The organism is Bradyrhizobium sp. JR4.3 (assembly GCF_040547695.1).
GTDB lineage: Bacteria > Pseudomonadota > Alphaproteobacteria > Rhizobiales > Xanthobacteraceae > Bradyrhizobium > Bradyrhizobium canariense.
Genome location: NZ_JBEPQF010000001.1, coordinates 113,426 through 133,637, shown reverse-complemented (window position 1 = coordinate 133,637; position 20,212 = coordinate 113,426). Strand labels below are relative to the sequence as shown.

The following is a 20,212-nucleotide window of genomic DNA, read 5'->3' as shown; positions in this document are numbered from 1 at the left end:
CAAAGCGAAAGCGTGCCCACCAGAGCCTTCTCCTCTGCGAATGGTGGGCACGGCGCTTCGCGCTTTTGCCCACCCTACAACCTGCACGCTCATCCCTGATATTGCAGCACGTGCATGCCGGCGTTCCAGTCGGAGACGAACATCAGCCCGTCCGGCCGGACATACGCATCACAGGTCTTGGCCGCGAGCGCGACGTTCGGGCGCGGGTCGATGAGCTTTTTCGGTGTCGGCGGCACCCAATACGCGATCTCCTTCGGTGCGAAGGCGTCCCTGATGTCGAACACCCTGACGCCGGCATTGTTGTAGGTCGCGAAGATCGTCTCCTCGCTCTGGAACGAGCCCGGGCGGTTCTCGTGCAGATTATGCGGACCGAACGTGCCGTTCGTGCAGAAATCGCGGTCGCGCGGGGTCGGCAGCGTCGCGATCGGCACCGGGTTTCCAGGCGCGCGCACGTCAAGAACGAATGTATGGAACAGGCCCTTGGCGCATTGATCAGCATTGGCTTCGTCCGCGACGATCGCAAGCTGTCGCTTGGGCAGCGGCAGCGGCGTATGCGTTCCGCCCGCGAAGGGCGGCGACCAGTTGATGTGGGACAGCAGCTTCGGATTCATGGGATCGCTGATGTCATGAATGGTGAAGCCGCCATCGCGCCACGCAGCATAGCCGCGATCACCCGCCGTGATCATGTGATGGAGCGCAAAGCGCTTGCCCTTCGGCGTCGCCGGCTCGCCGGCCGCACGGTTCATGCCCGGCAGCCACCATTTCGCGACGATCTCAGGCTTGGTGATGGTCTTGAGATCGACCACGCAGAGGATGTGGTCGGTGAAGCCGTCGAGATGCGCCGACACATAGGCATAGCGGCCGCCCGGCCACCACAGACGGTTGATGCCGAAGCCGGGCATTTCAAGGAACACGATCTCGCGCATCTCGTTCGGTTTTGATATGTCGTGGATCGAGAGGCCGCAGCGGAATTTCTTGGCCTTGGTGATGCTGTCGACCAGCGTGTTCTCGAAATAACCGCGCATGTTGTCGTAGGACTGTATCGCGACGATGTTGGCGCCGTTCGCAAGCAGCAGCAAATCTTCCGCCACCTGTAAATGATGGGTGCGGGTGTATTGCCCTGCGGTGAAGAAATTGACCGGCTTCAGCGCACGCGGATCGGATGCGTCCAGGATCGTCACGCCGTCGCTGAACATGTGTCCGACATAGACGTGCTGCCGGTTGAACATCACCTGCACACTGTCGGGGCGTCCGCCGATGTCGCTATAGGAGATGTGCTTGATGCCCTTGCCGATGCCCTCGGGGGGAATGTCTGCCTCCGAAGCCGATGCGGACCTCGACCACCCAGGCAGCGCGGCGGATCCGAGCACGGCCGACATTTGCTGAAGGTGGCTGCGGCGAGAGAGTTGTGGCATCGGTTTCCCCCTTTTTGGAGGATGATGCTCGCTCGCGGCAAGGCATGCAAGCTGAGAAGTTCACGCCCCTGATGAGCGCCGAGGGCATCAGTGCATGCTCACCTTCCCGGCGCGCATTGAATGCGCCGGATGGTCCAAGCACTCGAGCAATTTGCAAGAGCTCGAGACGAGGATGCAGTGCTCAGCGATGCACGACTAATTGCACACTTCCGCTTGTGACATGCCCGCGCTACCCGGCCTTGGATCTCGCACAATGCGACACCCTTTCGCAACCGGCCTGCATCCAGCACTCGTGCAAATTATCTGTCCTGAGGCTTGCGACTTTGGGGCAGCAGATTCCGCTTCTTTCCGATCCGTGTCCCGCCGCTTCGAATCCTCGCGCGTCGCCACCGGCTTCTTCTCCGGTACCTTCTCGCATTCATTGTCGTCGCCGACATGATAGCCGGCCCGGCAGGTGATCTTCGCGCATTGATCGCCGTCGGCTTTGAAGCCGAAATTGCATACGAGCGGGCAGACCCGTCCCGGCTTTGCCTTCAGCGCATCGAGCGCGTCGACACTCGCAAGCTTCGCGTCGAACTGGGTGCCAGCATATTTGTTGAACAGCGTCAGCGAGCGCTGCGTTGCGGCGTTCCAGTCGCCGTCGGCGGCGGCCGACAGACAGCCGACGCGGCGCAGTTCGTTCTGAACAGACTTCGTGAGATCGCCGGACGGCGGGGAGCTTGACGGCGGCGACAGCGCCGCGACCTTCCTGCTTTCGGCATCAGCCGCCTGCTTGTCCGCTGCCTGCTTCGCTGCCGCCTCAGCTGCTGCCTTCTCCATCGCCCGCTTCTCTGCGAGCGACTTGGCCGCGGCAGCTTCCGCCGCCTTGCGATCTCGTTCGGCCGCCTCCGCCTTGGCCTGCTCGACCTGCTTGGCTTTCTCGGCCGCGATCCGCGCCTCTTCCGCGGCTTTCGCAGCAGCGGCCGCTTTCTCCTGCTCGGCCTTCTGGGCTCGTTCGGTCGCGAGCCTCGCCTTCTCCTGTTCGGCCAGACGCGCCTTCTCCGTCGCCGCCGTGCGATCCTCCTCGGCGGCAATCTTCTTCAACTGCACGCGGGCGAGGTTGGCGTAAAAGCCGTCCGGATAGGTCTGGAGGAATGCTTCCCAGGCCTCGCGCAGGCCGGCCTGAAGGGCAAGCTCGTAGTCTTTGCGCACACCATCCTGCGGATTTGCCTGCGGACCGGCTGCGGCGGCCGGCCTTGCCGGCACCAGCGGCACATCGCTGCCACCCAGAGAGCCATAGACATACGGCTCCTGCTTGTTGCCGGTTTTCTTCAAGACGTCGTCACGGACAAACCCGAACGCCTTGCGCAAATCGAGCCCGGGCTTCGGCAGATGATCGGTCAACGCGACCGCGAACGGGCTATTGCGGGAGTCGCCATCCGACGCCGTCGATCCCGCCTTGGCCGCAAACGCGATCATCGTGTTCGGACTGGTTGGCTCGACCTTGGCAAGTCCGCCACCAATCGCGCGCGAGGCCAGGGTGCGCTTCATCGTCTTGGCAAAAGGATTGTCACGACAGGCATCGAGGATGACGAGACGGAGTTGTTTGGCCGGTTCGACCGCATAGAGCGCGCGATCCAGCGCGACGGTCTCGTCGAGGACGTCGCCGTCGGTTTCCAGCATGGCATCGGTTGGAACGAGGTAGTTGTTGCCGTCCAGCTCGATGCCGTGGCCCGCATAGTAGATCACCGCCATGTCGGCATCGCGCGTCCTGGCCGCGAACTCGCGTAGCGATCGCCGCATTTCGCTGGCATTGAGGTCCAGCCTGATCTCGACCGTATCGAAGCCCGCATTCCTGAACATGCCGCCGACCAGCCCGGCGTCGTTCACCGGGTTCGCGAGCCGCGGCGCGTTCTTGTAGGCAGAATTGCCGATGACGAGCGCAACGCGCTTGTCGGCGAGGGCCGGGCTGCAGCTCGCCAGAACAATCAGAACAAGAACTTTGAGCCCGAGGGCGCAATCTCGGAGGGCAGGCATCGCCATCAGTTACACACCTCACCGGTGATCTTGACGCTGGCGTTGCTGGGATGGGGAACCAACGCGAGCCGACATCCCTTAGCAATCGGCCTGCATCCTGCGTTGTTGCAGATCATCTGCCCGGACGCTTGCGATTTCGGTGCCGCAGATTCTGCGTCCTTCCGGTCTTGGTCGCGCCTTCTCGGCTCGTCGCGGGCGGTAGGCGCTGGCTTCTTCTCCTGAATCTTCTCGCACTCGTTATCGTCACCGACGCGATAGCCGGCGCGGCATGTAATCTTCACGCATTGGTCGCCGTCGGCCTTGGAGCCGAAATTGCAAACCAGCGGACAAACCCGGCCTGGCTTCGCTTTCAGCGCATCGAGCGCGTCGACGCTGGCGAGCTTGGCGTCGAACTGGGTGCCGGCATATTTGTTGAACAGTATCAGCGAGCGCTGCGAGGCGGCGCTCCAGTCGCCGTCCGCGGTGGCGGACAGACAGCCGACGCGGCGCAATTCACTCTGCACGGATTTTGTCAGATCGGCCGCCGACAATGTGGATGCCGGCGCTGGCGCAAGGGCTGCAACTTTTTGCTCGGCCTCAGGCATCTGCCGATCGGCCACAGGCTTTGCGGCCTGCTCCGCCTTCTCGGCGGCCTGCCTGGCGGCAAGCTCGGCCTTGGCCTTCTCCGCCGCCTGCTTCTCGGCCTGTGCTTTTGCCGCGGCAGCTTCGGCCAGCTTGCGCTGCTGCTCGGCCGCGTCCGCTCTCGCCTGCTCGATCTGCTTCTGTTTCTCCGCCGCGGTCCGCGCCTCTTCGGCGGCTTTGGCCGCCGCAGCCGCCTTGTCCTGCTCGGCCTTCTGGGCACGTTCGGCAATGAGCCTTGCCTTCTGCTGCTCGGCCGCATTCGCTTTTTGCTCGGCCGACGCGCGCGTCTCCTCGGCGCCGATCTTGTTCAATTGGCCCTTGGCGAGATTCGCATAGAACCCCTCGGGATATTGCGCCAGAAATGCTTCCCAACCGTCGCGCGTGGCAAGCTGCAGCGCGAGCTCGTAATCCCTGCGAATAGAATCCTGCGGATTGGCCTGCGGACCGGTCGCTGCCGGCTTGGTCGCGACCAGCGGCACATCGTCGCCGCCGAGCGAGCCGTAGACATAGGGCTCCTGCTTGTAGCCGGTGCTCTTGAGCACGTCGTCGCGCACGAAGCCGAACGCCTTGCGCAAATCGAGGCCCGGCTTCGGCAAGTGCTCGACCAAAGCGACGGCGAACGGGCTGTTCTTGGAATCGCCGTCAGACGCGGTCGAACCGGCCTTCGCGGCGAAAGCAATCATGGTGTTCGGGCTGGTCGGCTCGACCTTGGCAAGCCCGCGTCCGATCGCGCGCGAGGCCAGCGTCCGCTTCATGGTCTTGGAAAACGGATTGTCACGGCACGCGTCCAGGATGATCAGGCGCAGTTGCTTGGCCGGCTCGACCGCGAACAGCGCGCGCTCGACCGGGATGGTTTCGTCGAGCACGTCGCCATCGGTCTCCAGCGTCGCGTCGATCGGAATGAGATAGTTGGTGCCTTCCAGCTCGATGCCGTGGCCGGCGTAATAGATCACCGCCATGTCCGCATCGCGCGTCCTGCCGGCGAACTCACGCAACATGCGCCGCATCTCGCTCGCACTGAGATCCAGCCTGACGTCGACGGAATCAAATCCCGCCTTCTTGAACATGCCGCCGACCAGAGTGGCATCGTTGACGGGGTTGCCGAGCTTGGGCGCGCTCTTGTAGGCGGAATTGCCGATGACAAGCGCCACCCGCCGGTCCGCATGGGCCGGTCCGCAGGCGAGGCCAATGGCCAAAATCAACAAAGCAAATATCCGAAACGGAATCACTTGCGTCCCCCCGGATGCAATTCCACGAGACTATTCGGACCATCGCTCAATTGCCAATTCTTCCTATGTGATATTTGTCACATAGGGGGCTCTATCGGGGGTATGACTAATGCGGCGAAGCGTCGCCCTGCTTTCGAGCTTACGCCAAAGCCCCCCGTTAAGTCCGTTACGTTTGCACCACCTCGTGGCGCATCACGAACGGTGCAAGCAGTGCGTGCACCTCGCTCGCAACCCCCTCGCGCTGATCCGCCGGCAGCCCCGCCAGCGTCACGGTGGCGATCGAACCGTGGCTGCCGTGAGCGCCGACCCTGACCTTGCAGTCGATGCCGCGCTCAGTGAGCGGTGTCAGCACCTTCGTGAACACGCGCTGGGCTGCGTCCCAGCGCAGCTGCGGCTTGAACACTTTGCCGACGCCCGTCACCGGCATCGGATCGATCGGGATGACCTGCACCGGGATAGCCGCGCGCTCCGGCGTGCGCTCGCGCACCCATGTCTCGAGTTCGCCCGGCTCGACGGTCGCGCCCGGCTTCAGCTGCACGTAGCCCACCGGCAGTTCGCCGGCATAGGCGTCGGGCTGGCCGACCACCGCGGCGAAGCCGACGGCGGGATGGCGGAACATGATCTCCTCGATCGGCGCCGGATCGATGTTGTGGCCGCCGCGGATCACGAGATCCTTGGCGCGGCCGGTGATCCAGAGATAGCCGTCGGCATCGAGCCGGCCAAGATCGCCGGAATTGACCCAGACCTCATCGACGAAGGCACCCTTGTTGTGCTCGTTGTTGAGATAGCCGCCGAACACGCCTGGACCGGCCATGATGACGACGCCGATCTCGTCCGGCGCGCAGTCGCGGATCAGCTTGCCCTCGGCATCGAGCTGGACGATGCGGACCCGCGCGTAAGGCATGGGAAGGCCGACCGAACCGAGCCGGATCGGCCGCGACCGATAGGCCAGCGTGTGCACGCTCGAGGTCTCGGTCATGCCGTAGACCTCGACGACCGGTAGCTTGAGCTTGTCCTGGATCGCAGACCCCACCGCGACCGGGATCGCCGAGCCGCCACCAGCTGCATATTTCAGGCTGGAGATGTCGGTATTGCCAGGCGGCACCGCGAGCGTTGCGGCGAGCACCGTCGGGACGCTCGACAGCGCCTCCGGCTTGAAGCGCTCGACCAGTTGCCAGATGTTCTTGACCGCATTCGGATTGCGCCATCCGCTCGGCGACAGCACGACCAGCGAGCCGCCGGCCGACAGCGTCGTCAGCACCTGCGTCAACGAGCCCCCGACGTGAAACAGCGGCATGCCGAACAGCATGTTGGCGCCCGGCTTCGACTTCAGCAGCAGATTGAGCGCCCAGGCCTGATAGACTTGGTTGACATGCGTGTGCCGCACCAGCTTTGGCGTGCCGGTGGTGCCGCCGGTGTGGAAATAGGCGGCGATGTCGCTGCCTAAAATCTTGCGTCCGCTGATAAGGCGGTCCGAAGGCTGCTGCTTGATCAGGTCGCTGAAGGCAAAGACTCCCTTCCCCCGGGTCACCGCCACCGAACACCTGTACGATCGCCTTGAGATGCTTGAGTTGCGGCCTGATCTGCTCGACTTTCTGCCAGATGTCTGTGCCCGGCATCGGCCCGAGCGCCACCAGGACTTTTGTGTTCGCCGCTTCCAGAATCTCCGCGATCTGGTGCGGCTCCAGCAGGGGGTTGACGGGATTGGCGATACCGGCGGCCTCCGCGCCGAACAGCGTTACGAAGGCGTCCGGCAGCAGCGGCAGCATGAAGCTGACGACGTCGCTCTTCTCCACGCCAAGCGCGTGAAACATGTTGGCGGCCTGCGTGACGCGCGCGATGAAGTCGCGGTACGTGACCACGACCGGCGTGTCGGCGGGATCGGCATTTTGCAGGAACTGGATCGCCGGTCCGTCGGGGTTGCGGGTCGCCCCGAGCCTGATGGCGTCGTAAGTGCTCTCGGCCGCGACGCGATCGGCGTAAGCGACCTGCTCGAAGGCCCGAACTTCGGCGTCCGTCGCCAGGTCCGGATAGTCGCTGCCGATGAGCCGATCGAGCGCGTGGATGCCCGCCATGGAATTCCGTCCTCCCTCAGATGCATGTCCCCGCGCCCTGTCTTTTGACTTTTGGGGCTGGCGGGGCCTCGACCGATTGGCCGGCCGAGCATGGGCAGAATGATGGATGATTTGGCGTTCGTCCATGATCTAACGTCCGCGACAATGGGCTCTGGCACAGGCCTTTGAACCTGCGCGCCCGATCCGGGGACCAAGAACTGGCATCGGACTCACATTGCAGCGCCCTTGCCAGCGCCCTGCCGCAAGACTTGAGGTGATCATGACTACGCCCCCGCGGGATTGCGCCACCCGGCTGTTCATCGCGTTCGCCGTCACAACGGGGATGTTGACTTCGGTGATCGCCCTGCCCCGCGCGGCACTCGCCGAGGACGGCCAGCTCGACAAGATGCGCGCCAAGATCTCGGCCTTCATCGGCGACAAGATGGAGAAGCTCGGCGGGTCTCGCATCGTCTACAAGGTGGACACCGATGGCCTGCGCGAGAGCGTCGTCACGGATTTGCGCGACGACGTCTACAAGACCCTGCGCGAGGGCAAGATCGCCTTCTCCGGTCTTGCGATCCGCGACGGCGGCGTCGAGTTGAAGATTGCCGACGTCAAGGGCCGCGAGCAACTCGCACGCAAGCTCGCGTCGGCAGCGGAAGGATTGCCGTCGCATGCACTCGCCGTGACCGACGGCGGCGACGGACTGGTCAGGCTCGCGCCGACCAATGCGGCATCCGCCGCGCGGTTGCACGAACTCGTCGAAGATGCCATCGCCATGATCGAGCAGCGTCTGAAGGAGGCCGGCGTCCAGCTCGCCAGCGTCCAGCCCGATGGCTCCGACCGCATCCGAATCTTCCTGCCCGGTGTGATGGAGCCCGAGCGCGTCACCGCGGTCTTCGCCCGAAGGGTCAAGGTCGGCTTCCGCCTGATCGACCTCTCGATGCCGGCGGAGCAGGCGCAATCCGGCACGCCGCCGACAGGCACGGAAGTCCTGCCCGGCTTCAAGGACAAGACCCTTTATCTGGTCGCCAAGGACAGCGTGCTCGACGGCGACGACATCAGCTATGCGGGCCCGGGGTTTGCGAGCGCCACGAAAGAGCCGATCGCCTCGTTCCGCTTCAACGGCCGCGGCACGCGGCGCTTTGCCCACATCACCGAGGAGAATATCGCAAAGCCCTTCGCCATCGTGCTCGACGGCAAGGTGATCTCCGCTCCCGTGATCCGCGAGCCCATCACCGGCGGCTCGGGCCAGATCTCCGGCAATTTCACCCTGGAGGAAGCAAACAGCGTCGCCATGCTGCTGCGCGCCGGTTCGCTGCCGGGGCATCTCGGCCTGGTCGAGCAACAGGTCGTGCCGCCCGCCAAGCCCTAAGGCGGGGATCGCCCCCACGCACGCCTGGTCCCGCCCCGCCCGGCCGGACGCCGAGGTCCACCACGCCGAGGCTCGGACCCGGTGGTACCCGAATCGCGGGCGCGCCACGGCCATACGCACCGCCAAACAGGCAATTGCCGAAACGCCCGATCAGGCTAAAATTTGCCTCTTGCGGCACGGCGGCCCAAAGCTTCATTCAAGCGGTCGTCGTTCGATTTCGGCTATAGGTGTCGAGAATACGACCGTGACTGAAGGCCTTACACGGGGATAGTACCATGCCGTCCGGCAGCGCAGACATTTCGTCGATCCTCGATCGCATTCTCGAGGCGGCAACGGATAATCTCAGGATCGCGAAGATCCTGGTCCAGATGGGCCTCGATCCGAACAACGTGACCTATGACTCGATCTTCAATCGGATGCTGGAGATCTTCGTCCAGAACATCACGCTGGCCAATATGTTCGCCGCGGTCGGCGCCGGCTTCTTCGTCGCCACCCTCCTGATGCGAACGATGGTGCCGCTGCGCGTCGCCAACATGGTCGGCTGCGCGCTCTTCGCCGTGTTCGGCGCGCTCTCCGCCAACGTCTCGACCTTCCTGCTCTATCTCCTGCTGCTACCGATCAACGCCTTGCGCCTGCGGCAGATGCTCAAACTCGTCAAGAAGGCGCGCCATGCGGCCGAAGGCGACATGTCGATCGAATGGCTCAAGCCGTTCATGACCGAACGCAAATATCGCCGCGGCGACACGCTGTTCAAACTCGGCGATCCAGCCAAGGAGATGCTCCTCACAGTCACCGGCAAGTTCCTGGTCAAGGAGATCAATATCGAGATCATGCCGGGCGCGCTGATGGGCGAGCTCGGCTTCCTCACGCCGGGCAACCGGCGCACCGGAACGATCGAGTGCATCGAAGACGGGCAGGTGCTGACGATTACCTATGACCGGTTGCTCGAGATCTACTTCCAGGATCCGCAGTTCGGCTATTACTTCCTGGTACTGACCAGCCAGCGCCTGCTGCAAAACATCGATCGGTTGCAGAATCAGCTGGCGACGGAGCGGGCGGCCACCACGAACAGGATCGCGTGATCGATTGGGCGGCCGCTCAGTTCAAGAGCAACACCATGCCCGGATCGCCCTTCTCCATTGCGCGCCGATAGCCCGCCCGCGCGCTGATGCGGCCGAGATATTCGACCAGGTTCGGACAGCGCTGGAGGTCATAGGGCTGGAAGTAGCGCATGGTGGTGAGTGAGAACACCGTCATGATGTCGGCGGTCGTGAAGGCACTGCCCGCAAGGTACTCGGCCTCGCGAAGCCTTGCGTCGAGAAGATCATAGGCCCGATCGAGACGCCCCTTCATCGCGAGCAGGGTCGGATTGTCCTTGGCGAGATCCAGCCGGCTCAGGATCATCATGCGTCCCATGCCGGGTTGCAGGGTGCCATTGGCGAAATGAAGCCAATACAAAAACTGCGCGAAGGCGGGGTCAGTGGGACCGAGCACGAGTCGGCCGTCGCCATATTTTGCAACGATGTAGTCGACGACGGCGCCGGATTCCGCCAGCACCAGCTCGCCGTCGGTGATCACAGGCGCCGTGCCAGCCGGATGCAGTGCCTTGTACTCGGCCGGAGCCAGCATGGTGACGGGATCGCGCGCATAGCGCTTCAACTCGTAGGGAATCCCCAGCTCCTCGCACAGCCAGACGATTCGCTCGGACTGCGACTTGCCGAGATGATGGACGGTGAGCATGAGGCCTCCTGGACAGATGATTTCGGCGATTGCGCCGGCATGTGCTTGTCGCGATGCTGCATCATACTCCGTCATTGCGAGCGCAGCGAAGCAATCCAGAATCTTTCCGCGGAGGCACTCTGGATTGCTTCGCTGCGCTCGCAATGACGATGTGGAGAGACCGCCCTACGCCGCCTCGTCCGTCACCATCCGCGCGACCACGCGGTCGCGGCGGATGAAATGGTGCCACAGGGCGGCGATCACGTGAACCGCGATCAAGGCGAGCAGCACATAGGCAAAGAGGATGTGGCGGTCCTCATAGGCGCCCGCCGCCGCGCGGTCGGGAGCGGTGAATTGCGGCACGTGAAACAGGCCGAAGAAGTCCGAATAATCAGGTGCGTGCGCACCGGAATGCGCCCAACCGAGTATGGTGACGACGATGACGGCGAGGTAGAGCGCGCCGTGACTGACATGGGCCGCGACCTTCTGCCAGCGCGAGGTCTCGGCCGGCATGGCGGGCGTCGGGTTGACGAGGCGCCAGACCAGCCGCAGCACCGTGAGCAGCAGGATCACATAGCCGATATCGGCGTGGATCGAGCGGTAGAAGAAGCGGTCGGGACGCGCCGGGACGTGGTTCATCCACCACCCGAAGCCAATCATGCCGATGATGGTCAGCGCCAGACTCCAGTGCAGCCATCGGGAAATGCTGCCCCAGCCGTTACTGGTATTTCTGATCATGTCGGCTCTCCGGAGTTTTGCGGGCCTGTCCCTATCCGCACCGCAGTACGGCAGCTGATACCGGGACCATGCGGCAATCGCGAAATTGAATCGTTCCAGGTTAGCCCTCAGCGCCCCTGCCGCAAAACCGCCCCAAAAACCGAATGGTAACCATGTCCGGCTAGAGTGATCACGTGACCAATTCTCCGACGATTCTGGTGTTCGATTCCGGCCTTGGCGGGCTCACGGTCCTGCGTGAGGTCGTGGCCGCGCGCTCCGACGCGCATTACGTCTACGTCGCGGACGACGCCTTCTTCCCCTATGGCCACCACAGCGAGGACGCGATCATCGCCCGCGTGGTGCCGTTGATGGGGGAACTGATCGGCACGCACGATCCTGACCTCGTCGTCATCGCCTGCAACACGGCGTCTACCCTGGTCCTATCGCACTTACGCGCCGCTTATTCCTTGCCCTTCGTCGGCACGGTGCCGGCGATCAAGCCGGCCTGCGCGCAGTCGAGAAGCCGGCGGGTGTCGGTGCTCGGCACGAAGGGCACGGTGAAGCGCGAATACACCAAGGCACTGATCCGCGATTTCGCACAAGGCTGCGAGGTGACGCTGGTCGGCTCGCCGGAGCTGGCCGCGCTGGCCGAAGCAGAGCTCAGCGGCTCTCCCGTCAGCGACGGCGCCATCCTCGCCGAGCTCGCCCCGTGCTTCGTCGGCGATGCCGGGGACGCAGGCGCACGCACCGACACGGTGGTGCTCGCCTGCACCCATTACCCGCTGCTGCTCGACCGGCTGAAACAGCTCGCCCCCTGGCCGGTCGACTGGATCGATCCGGCGCCCGCGATCGCCCGCCGCGTCTCGGATCTGCTCGGCCCGCACACCGGTGGCATCGCGCAATCCGGCGCCGAGATGATCTTCACCTCGAATCGCGTGCATGGCCTTTCGGCCGTGCTGACGCCGTTCTTCGGCGGCCGCATTCCAGCCTGACCTTGCGCCTCGGCGACGCGCTGCTAGGCTCCGTCGTCATCCCTTCGCAGGCCAAAACATGTCGGTCCCCGCAACTGCGCTCAACCGTCTCCGCCAGCTCTGGCGCGAGGGTCGTCCCGCCTTCGGCGCGATCGCGACGATCCCGAGCGTGCAGACCGTGCAGATCATGGCGCGCTCACTCGACTGGATCATCGTCGATCTCGAGCATGGGCCGATCGGACTGACCGAAGCACATGCGATGATCGCGGCCACCACCGGCACACCGTGCACACCGCTGGTGCGGATCGCGGCGAACGAGCCATGGCTTGCGAAGGCACCGATGGACATCGGCGCCTTCGGCATCAATTTCCCGATGATTACCAATCGCACTGAAGCCGAGAAAGCGGTGCGCAGCGTGCGCTATCCGCCACGCGGCGATCGGCTCTGGGGTCCGTTCCATGCGCCATTCCGCTGGGGCCAGTCGATGCCGGACTACATGGCCAGTGCCGACGACGAGATGATCTGCATGATCACCATCGAGCACGTCGACGCCGTCAACCGCATCGACGAGATCATGGCCACGCCCGGCATCGACGTCGCCGTGATCGGCCCCGGCGATCTCGCCACCTCCATCAACAAGCGCGGCCAGATGGACGATCCGGAATTGCTGGAGCTGGTGGCGCGGGCCGAGGCCGGCATCCTCAGAAGCGGCGTGCCGATCGGCGGCGTGGCGCGCACCGCAGACCAGGCCAACGCCTTGGTCGACCGCGGCTACCGCGCGATCGCGCTCGGCTTCGACTGGTCGCTATTCCAGCGCGGCATCATGGCGGCGTTCGAGGGGATCAAGCGCTGACGGCAAAGCCGATTGCCACCTTGCCGGGAACTGCTGCGCTGCTAGGCTCAGTCGTTCCAGGGAGGAAAAAACCATGTTCAAAAAGACTTTGCTCGCTCTCGCTTTTACCGGCCTCGCTGTTGCGGCCTTCGCCCAGCAGCCCGGCATCAAACGCACCCCGCTCCAGAAGGTCGAATTTCCGGATGGCTACAACACCATCACGGCCATCGCGGAGGTCCCGGCGGGCGGCGCGGCCGGTCGCCATACCCATCCGGGCATCGAGACCGGTTACGTGCTCGAAGGCGAACTCAATCTCCTTATCGACGGGCAGCCGGAAAAGACGCTGAAAGCTGGCGATTCCTACCAGATCCCGGCAGGCGTCGTGCATGACGCCAAAGCCCACGGCGATAAGGCTATGAAAGTGCTTGGGGTTTACATCGTCGATAAGACCAAGCCGCTGGCCTCGCCGGCACCCTGATGCGGCGAACCGACCGGCCCCACGCGGGTTGGTTCGTGCTAGAGCAGGCGGCGAGCGGGAAGCCCGCTCGCTGCACAAACTTTAATCAGGGGAAACCAAAGAGCGATGCGCGGGACGCCCAAGACCATTTCGCTGCCGCGTCGCCTGATTGTCGACCTCATGCACGCCTCGATGGGCGTGCCCTTCGTGTCCCTGTCCCGTTCGCTTGATATCGGCCCTCTGCTGGAGGCCCGCACGGGCGCGATGGCGCCAGCCGGCTGGGCCGCTATGTTCGTCAAGGCTTTTGCCCTGGTCGCCAGGGACGAGCCGGTCCTGCGTACCGTCTATGCCAAATGGCCCTGGCCGTCGCTTTACGAACTGCCGAAGAGCGTGGCGTCGGTGGCCATTGCCCGGGTCGAGGGCGGCGAGGAATGCGTGATCCCGCAGCGAATCGTCACTCCCGAGGCCATGACGCTGGCTGCGGTCGATGCCGAGATCCGGCACGCCAAGACCGCCCCGATCGACGAAATTCCCATGTTCTGCAAGATCATGCGGGCGACCCGCCTGCCGCTGCCGCTGCGGCGGCTGTCCTGGGCGATAGGACTGAATTTCGGCCGGCAGCGCGGCAACTGGTTCGGCAGCTTCGCGGTGAGCTCGGTGGCCGCCTATGGCGGTGGCGAGCTTCACCCCATCACGCCCGGACCCTTCATCGTCAGCTATGGGGTGGTCGGGCCTGACCAGACCATCCATGTCGTGATTCGTTGGGATCACCGGGTCACCGACGCCGCCCCCATCGCCCGGGTCCTGACGCGGCTGGAACAGGTCCTGAACACTGAAATCGCTGCCGAATTGCGGGCGGCCGGGTCAAAGCCGATCCGGGCGGTCGGAACGTGATTCCAGGCCATTCGCATTGACAGCGAGCCCCAAATCCCCCTAAAAGCCGCTTGCTCGCGGGCCGATTTCGGCCCGCGAAGCGTTTCGCGACCCGTGGTCCTGTCCCTTAAGCTTTGGGGATCGGACCTGTCAGTGCCGGGCTAGCCCGTCACACAGGAGGGCGCGTTTCCTCAAACCAAGTACCTGAAGAGGACGCGATGACTAAGCGCAGTGAGGCGAAGTACAAACTCGATCGCCGTATGGGCCAGAACATCTGGGGCCGCCCGAAGAGCCCCGTGAACCGCCGCGAATACGGCCCCGGCCAGCACGGCCAGCGCCGCAAGGGCAAGCTCTCCGACTTCGGCGTGCAGCTGCGCGCCAAGCAGAAGCTGAAGGGTTACTACGCCAACATCTCCGAGCGTCAGTTCCACAGCATCTATGTCGAAGCCAGCCGCCTCAAGGGTGATACCGGCGAGAACCTGATCGGCCTGCTCGAGCGCCGTCTCGACGCGGTCGTGTACCGCGCCAAGTTCGTCTCGACGATCTTCGCCGCGCGCCAGTTCATCAATCACGGCCACGTCAAGGTGAACGGCCGCAAGGTCAACATCTCGAGCTATCTGGTCAAGCTCGGCGACGTGATCGAGGTCAAGGAATCCTCGAAACAGCTCGCGCACGTCCTCGAAGCCAGCCAGCTCTCCGAGCGTGACACCCCCGACTATCTCGAAGTCGACCATGGCAAGATGACCGCGAAATACATTCGCATCCCGCACCTCTCCGACGTGCCGTTCCCGGTGCAGATGGAGCCGCATCTGGTCGTCGAATTCTATTCGCGCTGATAGTCGGCAGATCAATCGCTCAAAGGCCCCGGTTCTCCGGGGCCTTTTTGTTTGATAGCATGCCTTCGATGTCTCGCACGGCCGACCAGTTCGCCAACACTCTGCCTTCGGCAGCGCCGACTAAAGCGGCGCTTCGAGCATGGGAGGCCCTCTCCCGCGACGAGCAGATCTGCCGATATCAGGGGCTGCTCGCTCTGCCTGATTGCAATATCTTTACGGCCGACACGCCAGACGAAATCCTTCTCGCCGCGCGGCAGCGCGTCACTCAACGTTCTCGTGGCTAGTTCAGGTCCTTGAGAAACGCACGCAATACGTCGCAACGATTCGACTAGGTGAAATGACGAGACCAGCCATGCTCTACACCCCTTCCCCGATCGATCCCAAGGCGCCGCCGGTGCGCATCAATTTGCTCTCGGACACACAGACCAAGCCGACACCTGCGATGCGCGAGGCGATGGCGCGGGCGGAGGTCGGCGACGAGCAGGTCGGCGACGATCCGACCGTGAACGCCCTGTGCGCGCGCGTCGCCGAGCTGCTCGGCAAGGAAGCCGCGGTGTACATGCCGTCAGGCACGATGTGCAACGTCACCGCGACGCTGGTGCATTGCCGCCCCGGCGACGAGATCCTCGCGCATGAAAGCGCGCACATCATCGCGCGCGAAGGCGGGGCGCATGCCGCGATCGGCGGCTTCCAGGTCACGCAATTGAAGGGACCCGACGGCCAGTTCACGCCGGAGACGTTCCGCAAAGCGCTGCATCCGCGCACCCGCTACCAACCGCCGCAGATCGTGGTCAGCGTCGAGCAGACCGCCAATATCGGCGGCGGCACGATCTGGAAGAAGGCCGCGCTCGACGAGATCGTCGCGATCGCGAAACAACATGGCCTCGTCACCCACATGGACGGCGCGCGCCTGCTCAACGCCACTGTCGCGAGCGGCATCTCGCCGCGCGACATGACCGCGGGCTGGGATTCGGCCTGGATCGACTTCTCGAAAGGCTTGGGCGCGCCGATCGGCGGCGTGCTGGCGGGCTCGCGCGCCTTCATCGATGCGGTCTGGCAGTGGAAGCAGCGGCTCGGCGGCTCGATGCGACAGGCCGGAATCTGTGCCGCGGCCTGCATCTACGCGCTCGACCATCACGTCGAGCGGCTTGCCGACGATCACGCCAATGCGCGCGCTCTCGCCCGCGGGTTGTCGCAGATCGCAGGCGTCGAGGTGCAGGAGCCCGAAACCAACCTGGTGTTCTTCAAGCCCGATGGTGCCGGCATTCCCGGCGACAAGATGGTCGCGGCATTGCGCCAGCGCGGCGTGACGCTTGCGATGATGGACGGCCGCATCCGCGCCTGCACCCATCTCGACGTCAATGCGAGTCAGATCGAGGAGACGATCGGATATATCCGCGAGATCGTGCGCGGGGTGTAAGCCGAGCAGTCCTGTAGCCCGGGTGAGCGAAGCGATACCCGGGACTTCACTCGCAGAGACCCCGGATGTCGCTGCGCTCATCCGGGCTACTGCTCTTATCCGACAGCAAAACAACGGCGGTTCACCGCCCCATCGCCTGGTAGATCAGCGTCTTCAGCGCCAGCTGAATCCGGCCGCGCTGCGTCGGGGTCTGCACCATGAAGATCCCGAACAGGTCGTCCTCGGGATCGATGAAGAAGAACGTGCCGCCGACGCCGTCCCAGCGATATTCGCCGAGCGGCCACGCCGTCCCAGGGGGCACCGAGGTGCGCACGGCGAAGCCGAGACCAAAGCCGGAAGATCCACCCGGATAATAGTTCTGGTCGCGCGCGATCTTCGTCTCCGGCCCGATATGATCCGAGGCCATCAGCGCGATGGTCTCCGGCTTGAGATAGCGTCGGCCCTCATAAGTGCCGCCGTTGAGCAGCATCTGGGCGAAGCGGGCGTAGTCGCCTACCGTGCCGACCATGCCGCCACCGCCCGATTCCCAGGTCGCGGGCCGCCTGATGTCGCGGACCTGCGTCGTCGGATTGATGTTGCGATCCCCCGGCATCGGCTCGGCGATGCGCGGGAATTTGGCGGGATCTGCGACGAAGAAAGCCGTCTCGGTCATGCCGAGCGGATCGAGCAGCCGCTCCTTCTCGAACTGCAGCAGCGACTTTCCGGCAATGATTTCGACGACGCGGCCGAGCACGTCGGTGGAATAGCCATAGTCCCACACCGTGCCGGGCTGCTCGACCAGCGGCAGCGTGGCGACCTTGGCGGCGAATTCGGCGTTGGTCAGATTGCTGTTGAAGAGATTGGCGTCCGCGTAGAGCTCGCGCACCATACCGCCGCCGTAATAGCCGTAAGGCAGCCCTGAGGTGTGGCGCAGCAGATCCGTGATTGTGATGGGTCGCTCCAGCGGCTCCATCGCCAGGGCGACTTTGCCGTCCTCGGCCTTCTTCTCGATGCCGACCTTCATGCCGGCGAAGGCCGGAATGTATTTCGAGACGGGATCGTCGAGCGACAGCTTGCCCTCCTCAACCAGCATCATCGCCATGACTGAGGTGACCGGCTTCGACATCGAGTAGAGGCGGAAGATCGTGTCCGCGCTCATCGAGAGTTCGGTCGCGAAGTCGCGGACGCCGAAATTCTGATAATAGACCGGCTTGCCGTGCTGCTGAAGCAGCAGGATGGCGCCGGGGATCTTGCCGGTGGCGACCTCGTTGCGGATGTAGTCGGAAACCTTCGCCAGCCCCGCGGGCGAGAGCGTCCGGACCGCAGGTCTCTCGGAACCCGCCTTCGCAACGATGCCGCCGGCGAGAAGAACGAGCGCCGCGATCAATGCGCGGCGCCCGAACATGTCAATTCTCCATCGCTTCATAGACCAGCTGCTTCAATGTCCGCTGCACACGCTGGCGCTCGGTCGGGGTCTGCTCCAGCAGCACGAAGAACATGTCCTGCTTGGGATCGATCACGAAATAGCAGCCGGAGGCGCCGTCCCATTTCAATTCGCCGAGATCGCCGGGCGGCGGCGGTTTTGCGTTGCCGGGATCGGTGCGGACCGCAAGTCCGAGACCGAAGCCGAAGCCATCGCCGGGGAAGTAGAAATAATCGCGATCGACGCCCGACTTGGGGCCGATCTGGTCGGTGGTCATCAGCTTGAACGTCTCGGGTTTGAGAATGGTCTTGCCGTCGAGGCTGCCGCCGTTGAGCAACATCTGAGTAAAGCGCTCATAATCCGCCATGGTCGTAACCATACCGCCGCTGGCGAACTGGATCTTCTTGACGACCGTCGGATCATTGATCCGCCCGACCCGGAAATCACTGTCGTTCGGCACCGGCTGCGCCAGCAGCTTCTGCTTCTCGGGATCGGTGACGAAGAAGCCGGTGTCGACCATGCCGAGGGGGTCGAGCAGCTTCTCCCGCTCGATCTCGATGAGCGGCTTGCCGGCCGCGACTTCCATGACCCGCGCCAGGATGTCGGTGGAATGGCCGTATTGCCACAGCGCGCCCGGCTGGTTGTGCAGCGGAAGTTTTGCGATGCGCTCGGCGAACTCGGCGAGGTCGAAATCGCCGGCATAGATGTTGGCTTCGCGATAGGCCTTGCGGACCAGGCTGTCGCCGTAGAAGCCGTAGGTGACGCCCGAGGTGTGCGTCATCAAATCGTGCACCGTCATCGGCCGGTTCGGCGGCACGAGCTCGAGCGACTTGGTGCCGTCCTCGGCTTTCTTCTCGACGCCGACTTTCACATTGGCAAAGGACGGAATGTATTTCGAGACGGGATCGTCGAGCTTGATCGTACCTTCCTCGATCAACTTCACTGCGACGACGGACGTGATCGCCTTGCTCATCGAGAACAGGCGGAAGATCGTCTTGTCGGTGATCGGCGCCTTGCTGACCGCGTCCTGCACGCCGAAGACTTCGTGGTAGACCGGCTTGCCATGTTGCTTGATGAGCACATTTGCGCCGGCGATCTTGCCGGTCGCGACCTCGTTCTTGAAGAACTCGGTGACTTTGGCGAGCTTGTCCTGGTTGAAATGCGCGCCGGCCGGAATCTCGTAGGTGCCCTCCGCCCGCGCGAACGACATCGTACCCAACGATACAAGCGCGGCGCAGACCAGCGCGCGCAGTCCAGACTGTGAAATCATATCCCCTCCCCGGAACATGGCCCGGCGGAGTGTACCGACCGCGTCATCAGGCACAAGGGCCGCCATACCGCGCCAAAACGTCCGCGTGCAGAGCCGCGCTCTTTTCCGAGAAACAACAAAATATGACGTCGACGACCAGCGGCGCGGCCTGCAGGGCTTCAATGGTCGCATGGACCGCAATCTTCGCGGCCTGGTCGGCCGGAAAGCCGTAAACCCCGGTCGAAATCGCGGAGAACGCCACGGACGTCAGCTGATTGGCCTCACAGAGCTCGAGCGCACGGCGATAACAGGAGCCCAGCGCCTCTGCCTCGCCGCGAGTGCCCCCGTGCCAGACCGGGCCGACCGCATGGATCACATGGCGCGCAGGGAGAAGGTAGCCCTTGGTGATCTTGGCATCGCCGGTCGGGCATCCTCCGAGCTTCCGGCACTCGGCGAGAAGCTCGGGCCCGGCCGCCCGATGGATCGCGCCATCCACGCCGCCCCCACCCAGGAGCGACGTGTTGGCCGCGTTGACGATGGCGTCAACGCTCAGCGTGGTGATGTCAGCAACGATGACCTTGAGCTCCGCGCCGCCGATCCGGCGCGTCAGCTGGGTCATGTATCAGGCCGCGACAGCGACGCCCTTTTCGGAGAAGAGCTGCTGCAATTCACCAGCCTGGAACATCTCGCGGACAATGTCGCAGCCGCCGACGAACTCGCCCTTCACATAGAGCTGCGGAATGGTCGGCCAGTTCGAATAGTCCTTGATGCCGTTGCGCAGTTCGGCGGATTCGAGAACGTTGAGGCCCTTATAGCCGACGCCGATGTGGTCGAGAATCTGGACGACCTGGCCGGAGAACCCGCATTGCGGAAATTGCGGTGTGCCCTTCATGAACAGAACCACGTCGTTCGACTTCACTTCGTTGGCGATGAATTCCTCGATGCTCATATCCGTGTCCTTATGGGGCGGAGCCCACTCCAATCGCTTCGGGCTGGCTCCACCGATCTAACCCGATACCTGGGTAT

Annotated in this window: 17 protein-coding genes and 1 pseudogene; 8 read left to right on the top strand and 10 right to left on the bottom strand. The window is 63.8% G+C overall.

Annotation, left to right across the window (positions count from 1 at the left end; translation table 11 throughout):
* Positions 1 to 89: 89 nt before the first annotated feature.
* The 4 genes and pseudogenes from ABIB91_RS00680 to ABIB91_RS00665 form a co-directional block, all read right to left on the bottom strand.
* Positions 90 to 1,415 carry an LVIVD repeat-containing protein gene (locus ABIB91_RS00680; protein WP_354159101.1) on the bottom strand — a complete coding sequence of 442 codons (1,326 nt, stop codon included), beginning with the start codon at positions 1,413 to 1,415 and terminating at the stop codon, positions 90 to 92.
* A gap of 195 nt (positions 1,416 to 1,610) precedes the next feature.
* Positions 1,611 to 3,431, bottom strand: coding sequence for a caspase family protein (locus ABIB91_RS00675; protein WP_354159301.1), 1,821 nt, complete (start codon positions 3,429 to 3,431; stop codon positions 1,611 to 1,613).
* Positions 3,432 to 3,436: 5 nt separating this feature from the next.
* On the bottom strand, positions 3,437 to 5,281 hold the full coding sequence (locus tag ABIB91_RS00670; protein WP_502916930.1) for a caspase family protein: 1,845 nt from the start codon (positions 5,279 to 5,281) through the stop codon (positions 3,437 to 3,439).
* Positions 5,282 to 5,447: 166 nt separating this feature from the next.
* A pseudogene (locus tag ABIB91_RS00665) lies at positions 5,448 to 7,356 on the bottom strand (acyl-CoA synthetase).
* A 259-nt stretch (positions 7,357 to 7,615) separates the two neighbouring features.
* Here ABIB91_RS00665 and ABIB91_RS00660 point away from each other — a divergent pair.
* A complete protein-coding gene (locus ABIB91_RS00660; RefSeq protein ID WP_354159105.1) occupies positions 7,616 to 8,710 on the top strand; it encodes a SecDF P1 head subdomain-containing protein in 1,095 nt (364 codons plus the stop codon).
* Between the two features lie 275 nt (positions 8,711 to 8,985).
* Positions 8,986 to 9,792, top strand: a complete 807-nt coding sequence (locus ABIB91_RS00655) for a Crp/Fnr family transcriptional regulator (RefSeq protein WP_219684973.1) — start codon at positions 8,986 to 8,988, stop codon at positions 9,790 to 9,792.
* A gap of 16 nt (positions 9,793 to 9,808) precedes the next feature.
* Here ABIB91_RS00655 and ABIB91_RS00650 read toward each other — a convergent pair whose 3' ends face one another.
* Positions 9,809 to 10,450, bottom strand: coding sequence for a glutathione S-transferase family protein (locus ABIB91_RS00650; protein WP_354159107.1), 642 nt, complete (start codon positions 10,448 to 10,450; stop codon positions 9,809 to 9,811).
* Positions 10,451 to 10,615: 165 nt separating this feature from the next.
* Positions 10,616 to 11,167, bottom strand: a complete 552-nt coding sequence (locus tag ABIB91_RS00645) for a cytochrome b (protein WP_354159109.1) — start codon at positions 11,165 to 11,167, stop codon at positions 10,616 to 10,618.
* Between the two features lie 173 nt (positions 11,168 to 11,340).
* Here ABIB91_RS00645 and murI point away from each other — a divergent pair, with 173 nt between their 5' ends.
* The 6 genes from murI to ABIB91_RS00615 all read left to right on the top strand — a co-directional run bounded on the left by murI (position 11,341) and on the right by ABIB91_RS00615 (position 16,535).
* Positions 11,341 to 12,138, top strand: a complete 798-nt coding sequence (murI, locus tag ABIB91_RS00640) for a glutamate racemase (protein WP_354159111.1) — start codon at positions 11,341 to 11,343, stop codon at positions 12,136 to 12,138.
* Between the two features lie 58 nt (positions 12,139 to 12,196).
* Positions 12,197 to 12,970, top strand: a complete 774-nt coding sequence (locus ABIB91_RS00635) for an HpcH/HpaI aldolase family protein (RefSeq protein ID WP_354159113.1) — start codon at positions 12,197 to 12,199, stop codon at positions 12,968 to 12,970.
* Between the two features lie 73 nt (positions 12,971 to 13,043).
* The gene (locus ABIB91_RS00630) at positions 13,044 to 13,427 is read left to right on the top strand and encodes a cupin domain-containing protein (protein ID WP_219684978.1); all 384 of its coding nucleotides are present in this window, start codon (positions 13,044 to 13,046) and stop codon (positions 13,425 to 13,427) included.
* A gap of 105 nt (positions 13,428 to 13,532) precedes the next feature.
* Positions 13,533 to 14,300, top strand: a complete 768-nt coding sequence (locus ABIB91_RS00625) for an acyltransferase (protein WP_354159115.1) — start codon at positions 13,533 to 13,535, stop codon at positions 14,298 to 14,300.
* 197 nt (positions 14,301 to 14,497) lie between these two features.
* Positions 14,498 to 15,115, top strand: a complete 618-nt coding sequence (gene rpsD / locus ABIB91_RS00620; protein WP_007602315.1) for a 30S ribosomal protein S4 — start codon at positions 14,498 to 14,500, stop codon at positions 15,113 to 15,115.
* Between the two features lie 352 nt (positions 15,116 to 15,467).
* Positions 15,468 to 16,535 (top strand): threonine aldolase family protein, encoded by a 1,068-nt coding sequence (locus tag ABIB91_RS00615; RefSeq protein WP_354159118.1) that lies wholly within the window; start codon positions 15,468 to 15,470, stop codon positions 16,533 to 16,535.
* 121 nt (positions 16,536 to 16,656) lie between these two features.
* Here the strand turns inward: ABIB91_RS00615 and ABIB91_RS00610 are convergent, their stop codons facing one another.
* Genes ABIB91_RS00610 through grxD form a run of 4 tightly spaced genes read right to left on the bottom strand, consistent with a single transcriptional unit; the run spans position 16,657 to position 20,135 of the window.
* A complete protein-coding gene (locus ABIB91_RS00610; protein ID WP_354159120.1) occupies positions 16,657 to 17,919 on the bottom strand; it encodes a serine hydrolase domain-containing protein in 1,263 nt (420 codons plus the stop codon).
* A gap of 1 nt (position 17,920) precedes the next feature.
* The gene (locus tag ABIB91_RS00605) at positions 17,921 to 19,207 is read right to left on the bottom strand and encodes a serine hydrolase domain-containing protein (RefSeq protein WP_354159122.1); all 1,287 of its coding nucleotides are present in this window, start codon (positions 19,205 to 19,207) and stop codon (positions 17,921 to 17,923) included.
* A 46-nt stretch (positions 19,208 to 19,253) separates the two neighbouring features.
* Positions 19,254 to 19,805 carry an O-acetyl-ADP-ribose deacetylase gene (locus tag ABIB91_RS00600; protein WP_354159124.1) on the bottom strand — a complete coding sequence of 184 codons (552 nt, stop codon included), beginning with the start codon at positions 19,803 to 19,805 and terminating at the stop codon, positions 19,254 to 19,256.
* A gap of 3 nt (positions 19,806 to 19,808) precedes the next feature.
* On the bottom strand, positions 19,809 to 20,135 hold the full coding sequence (gene grxD / locus ABIB91_RS00595; RefSeq protein WP_007602294.1) for a Grx4 family monothiol glutaredoxin: 327 nt from the start codon (positions 20,133 to 20,135) through the stop codon (positions 19,809 to 19,811).
* Positions 20,136 to 20,212 lie beyond the last annotated feature (77 nt).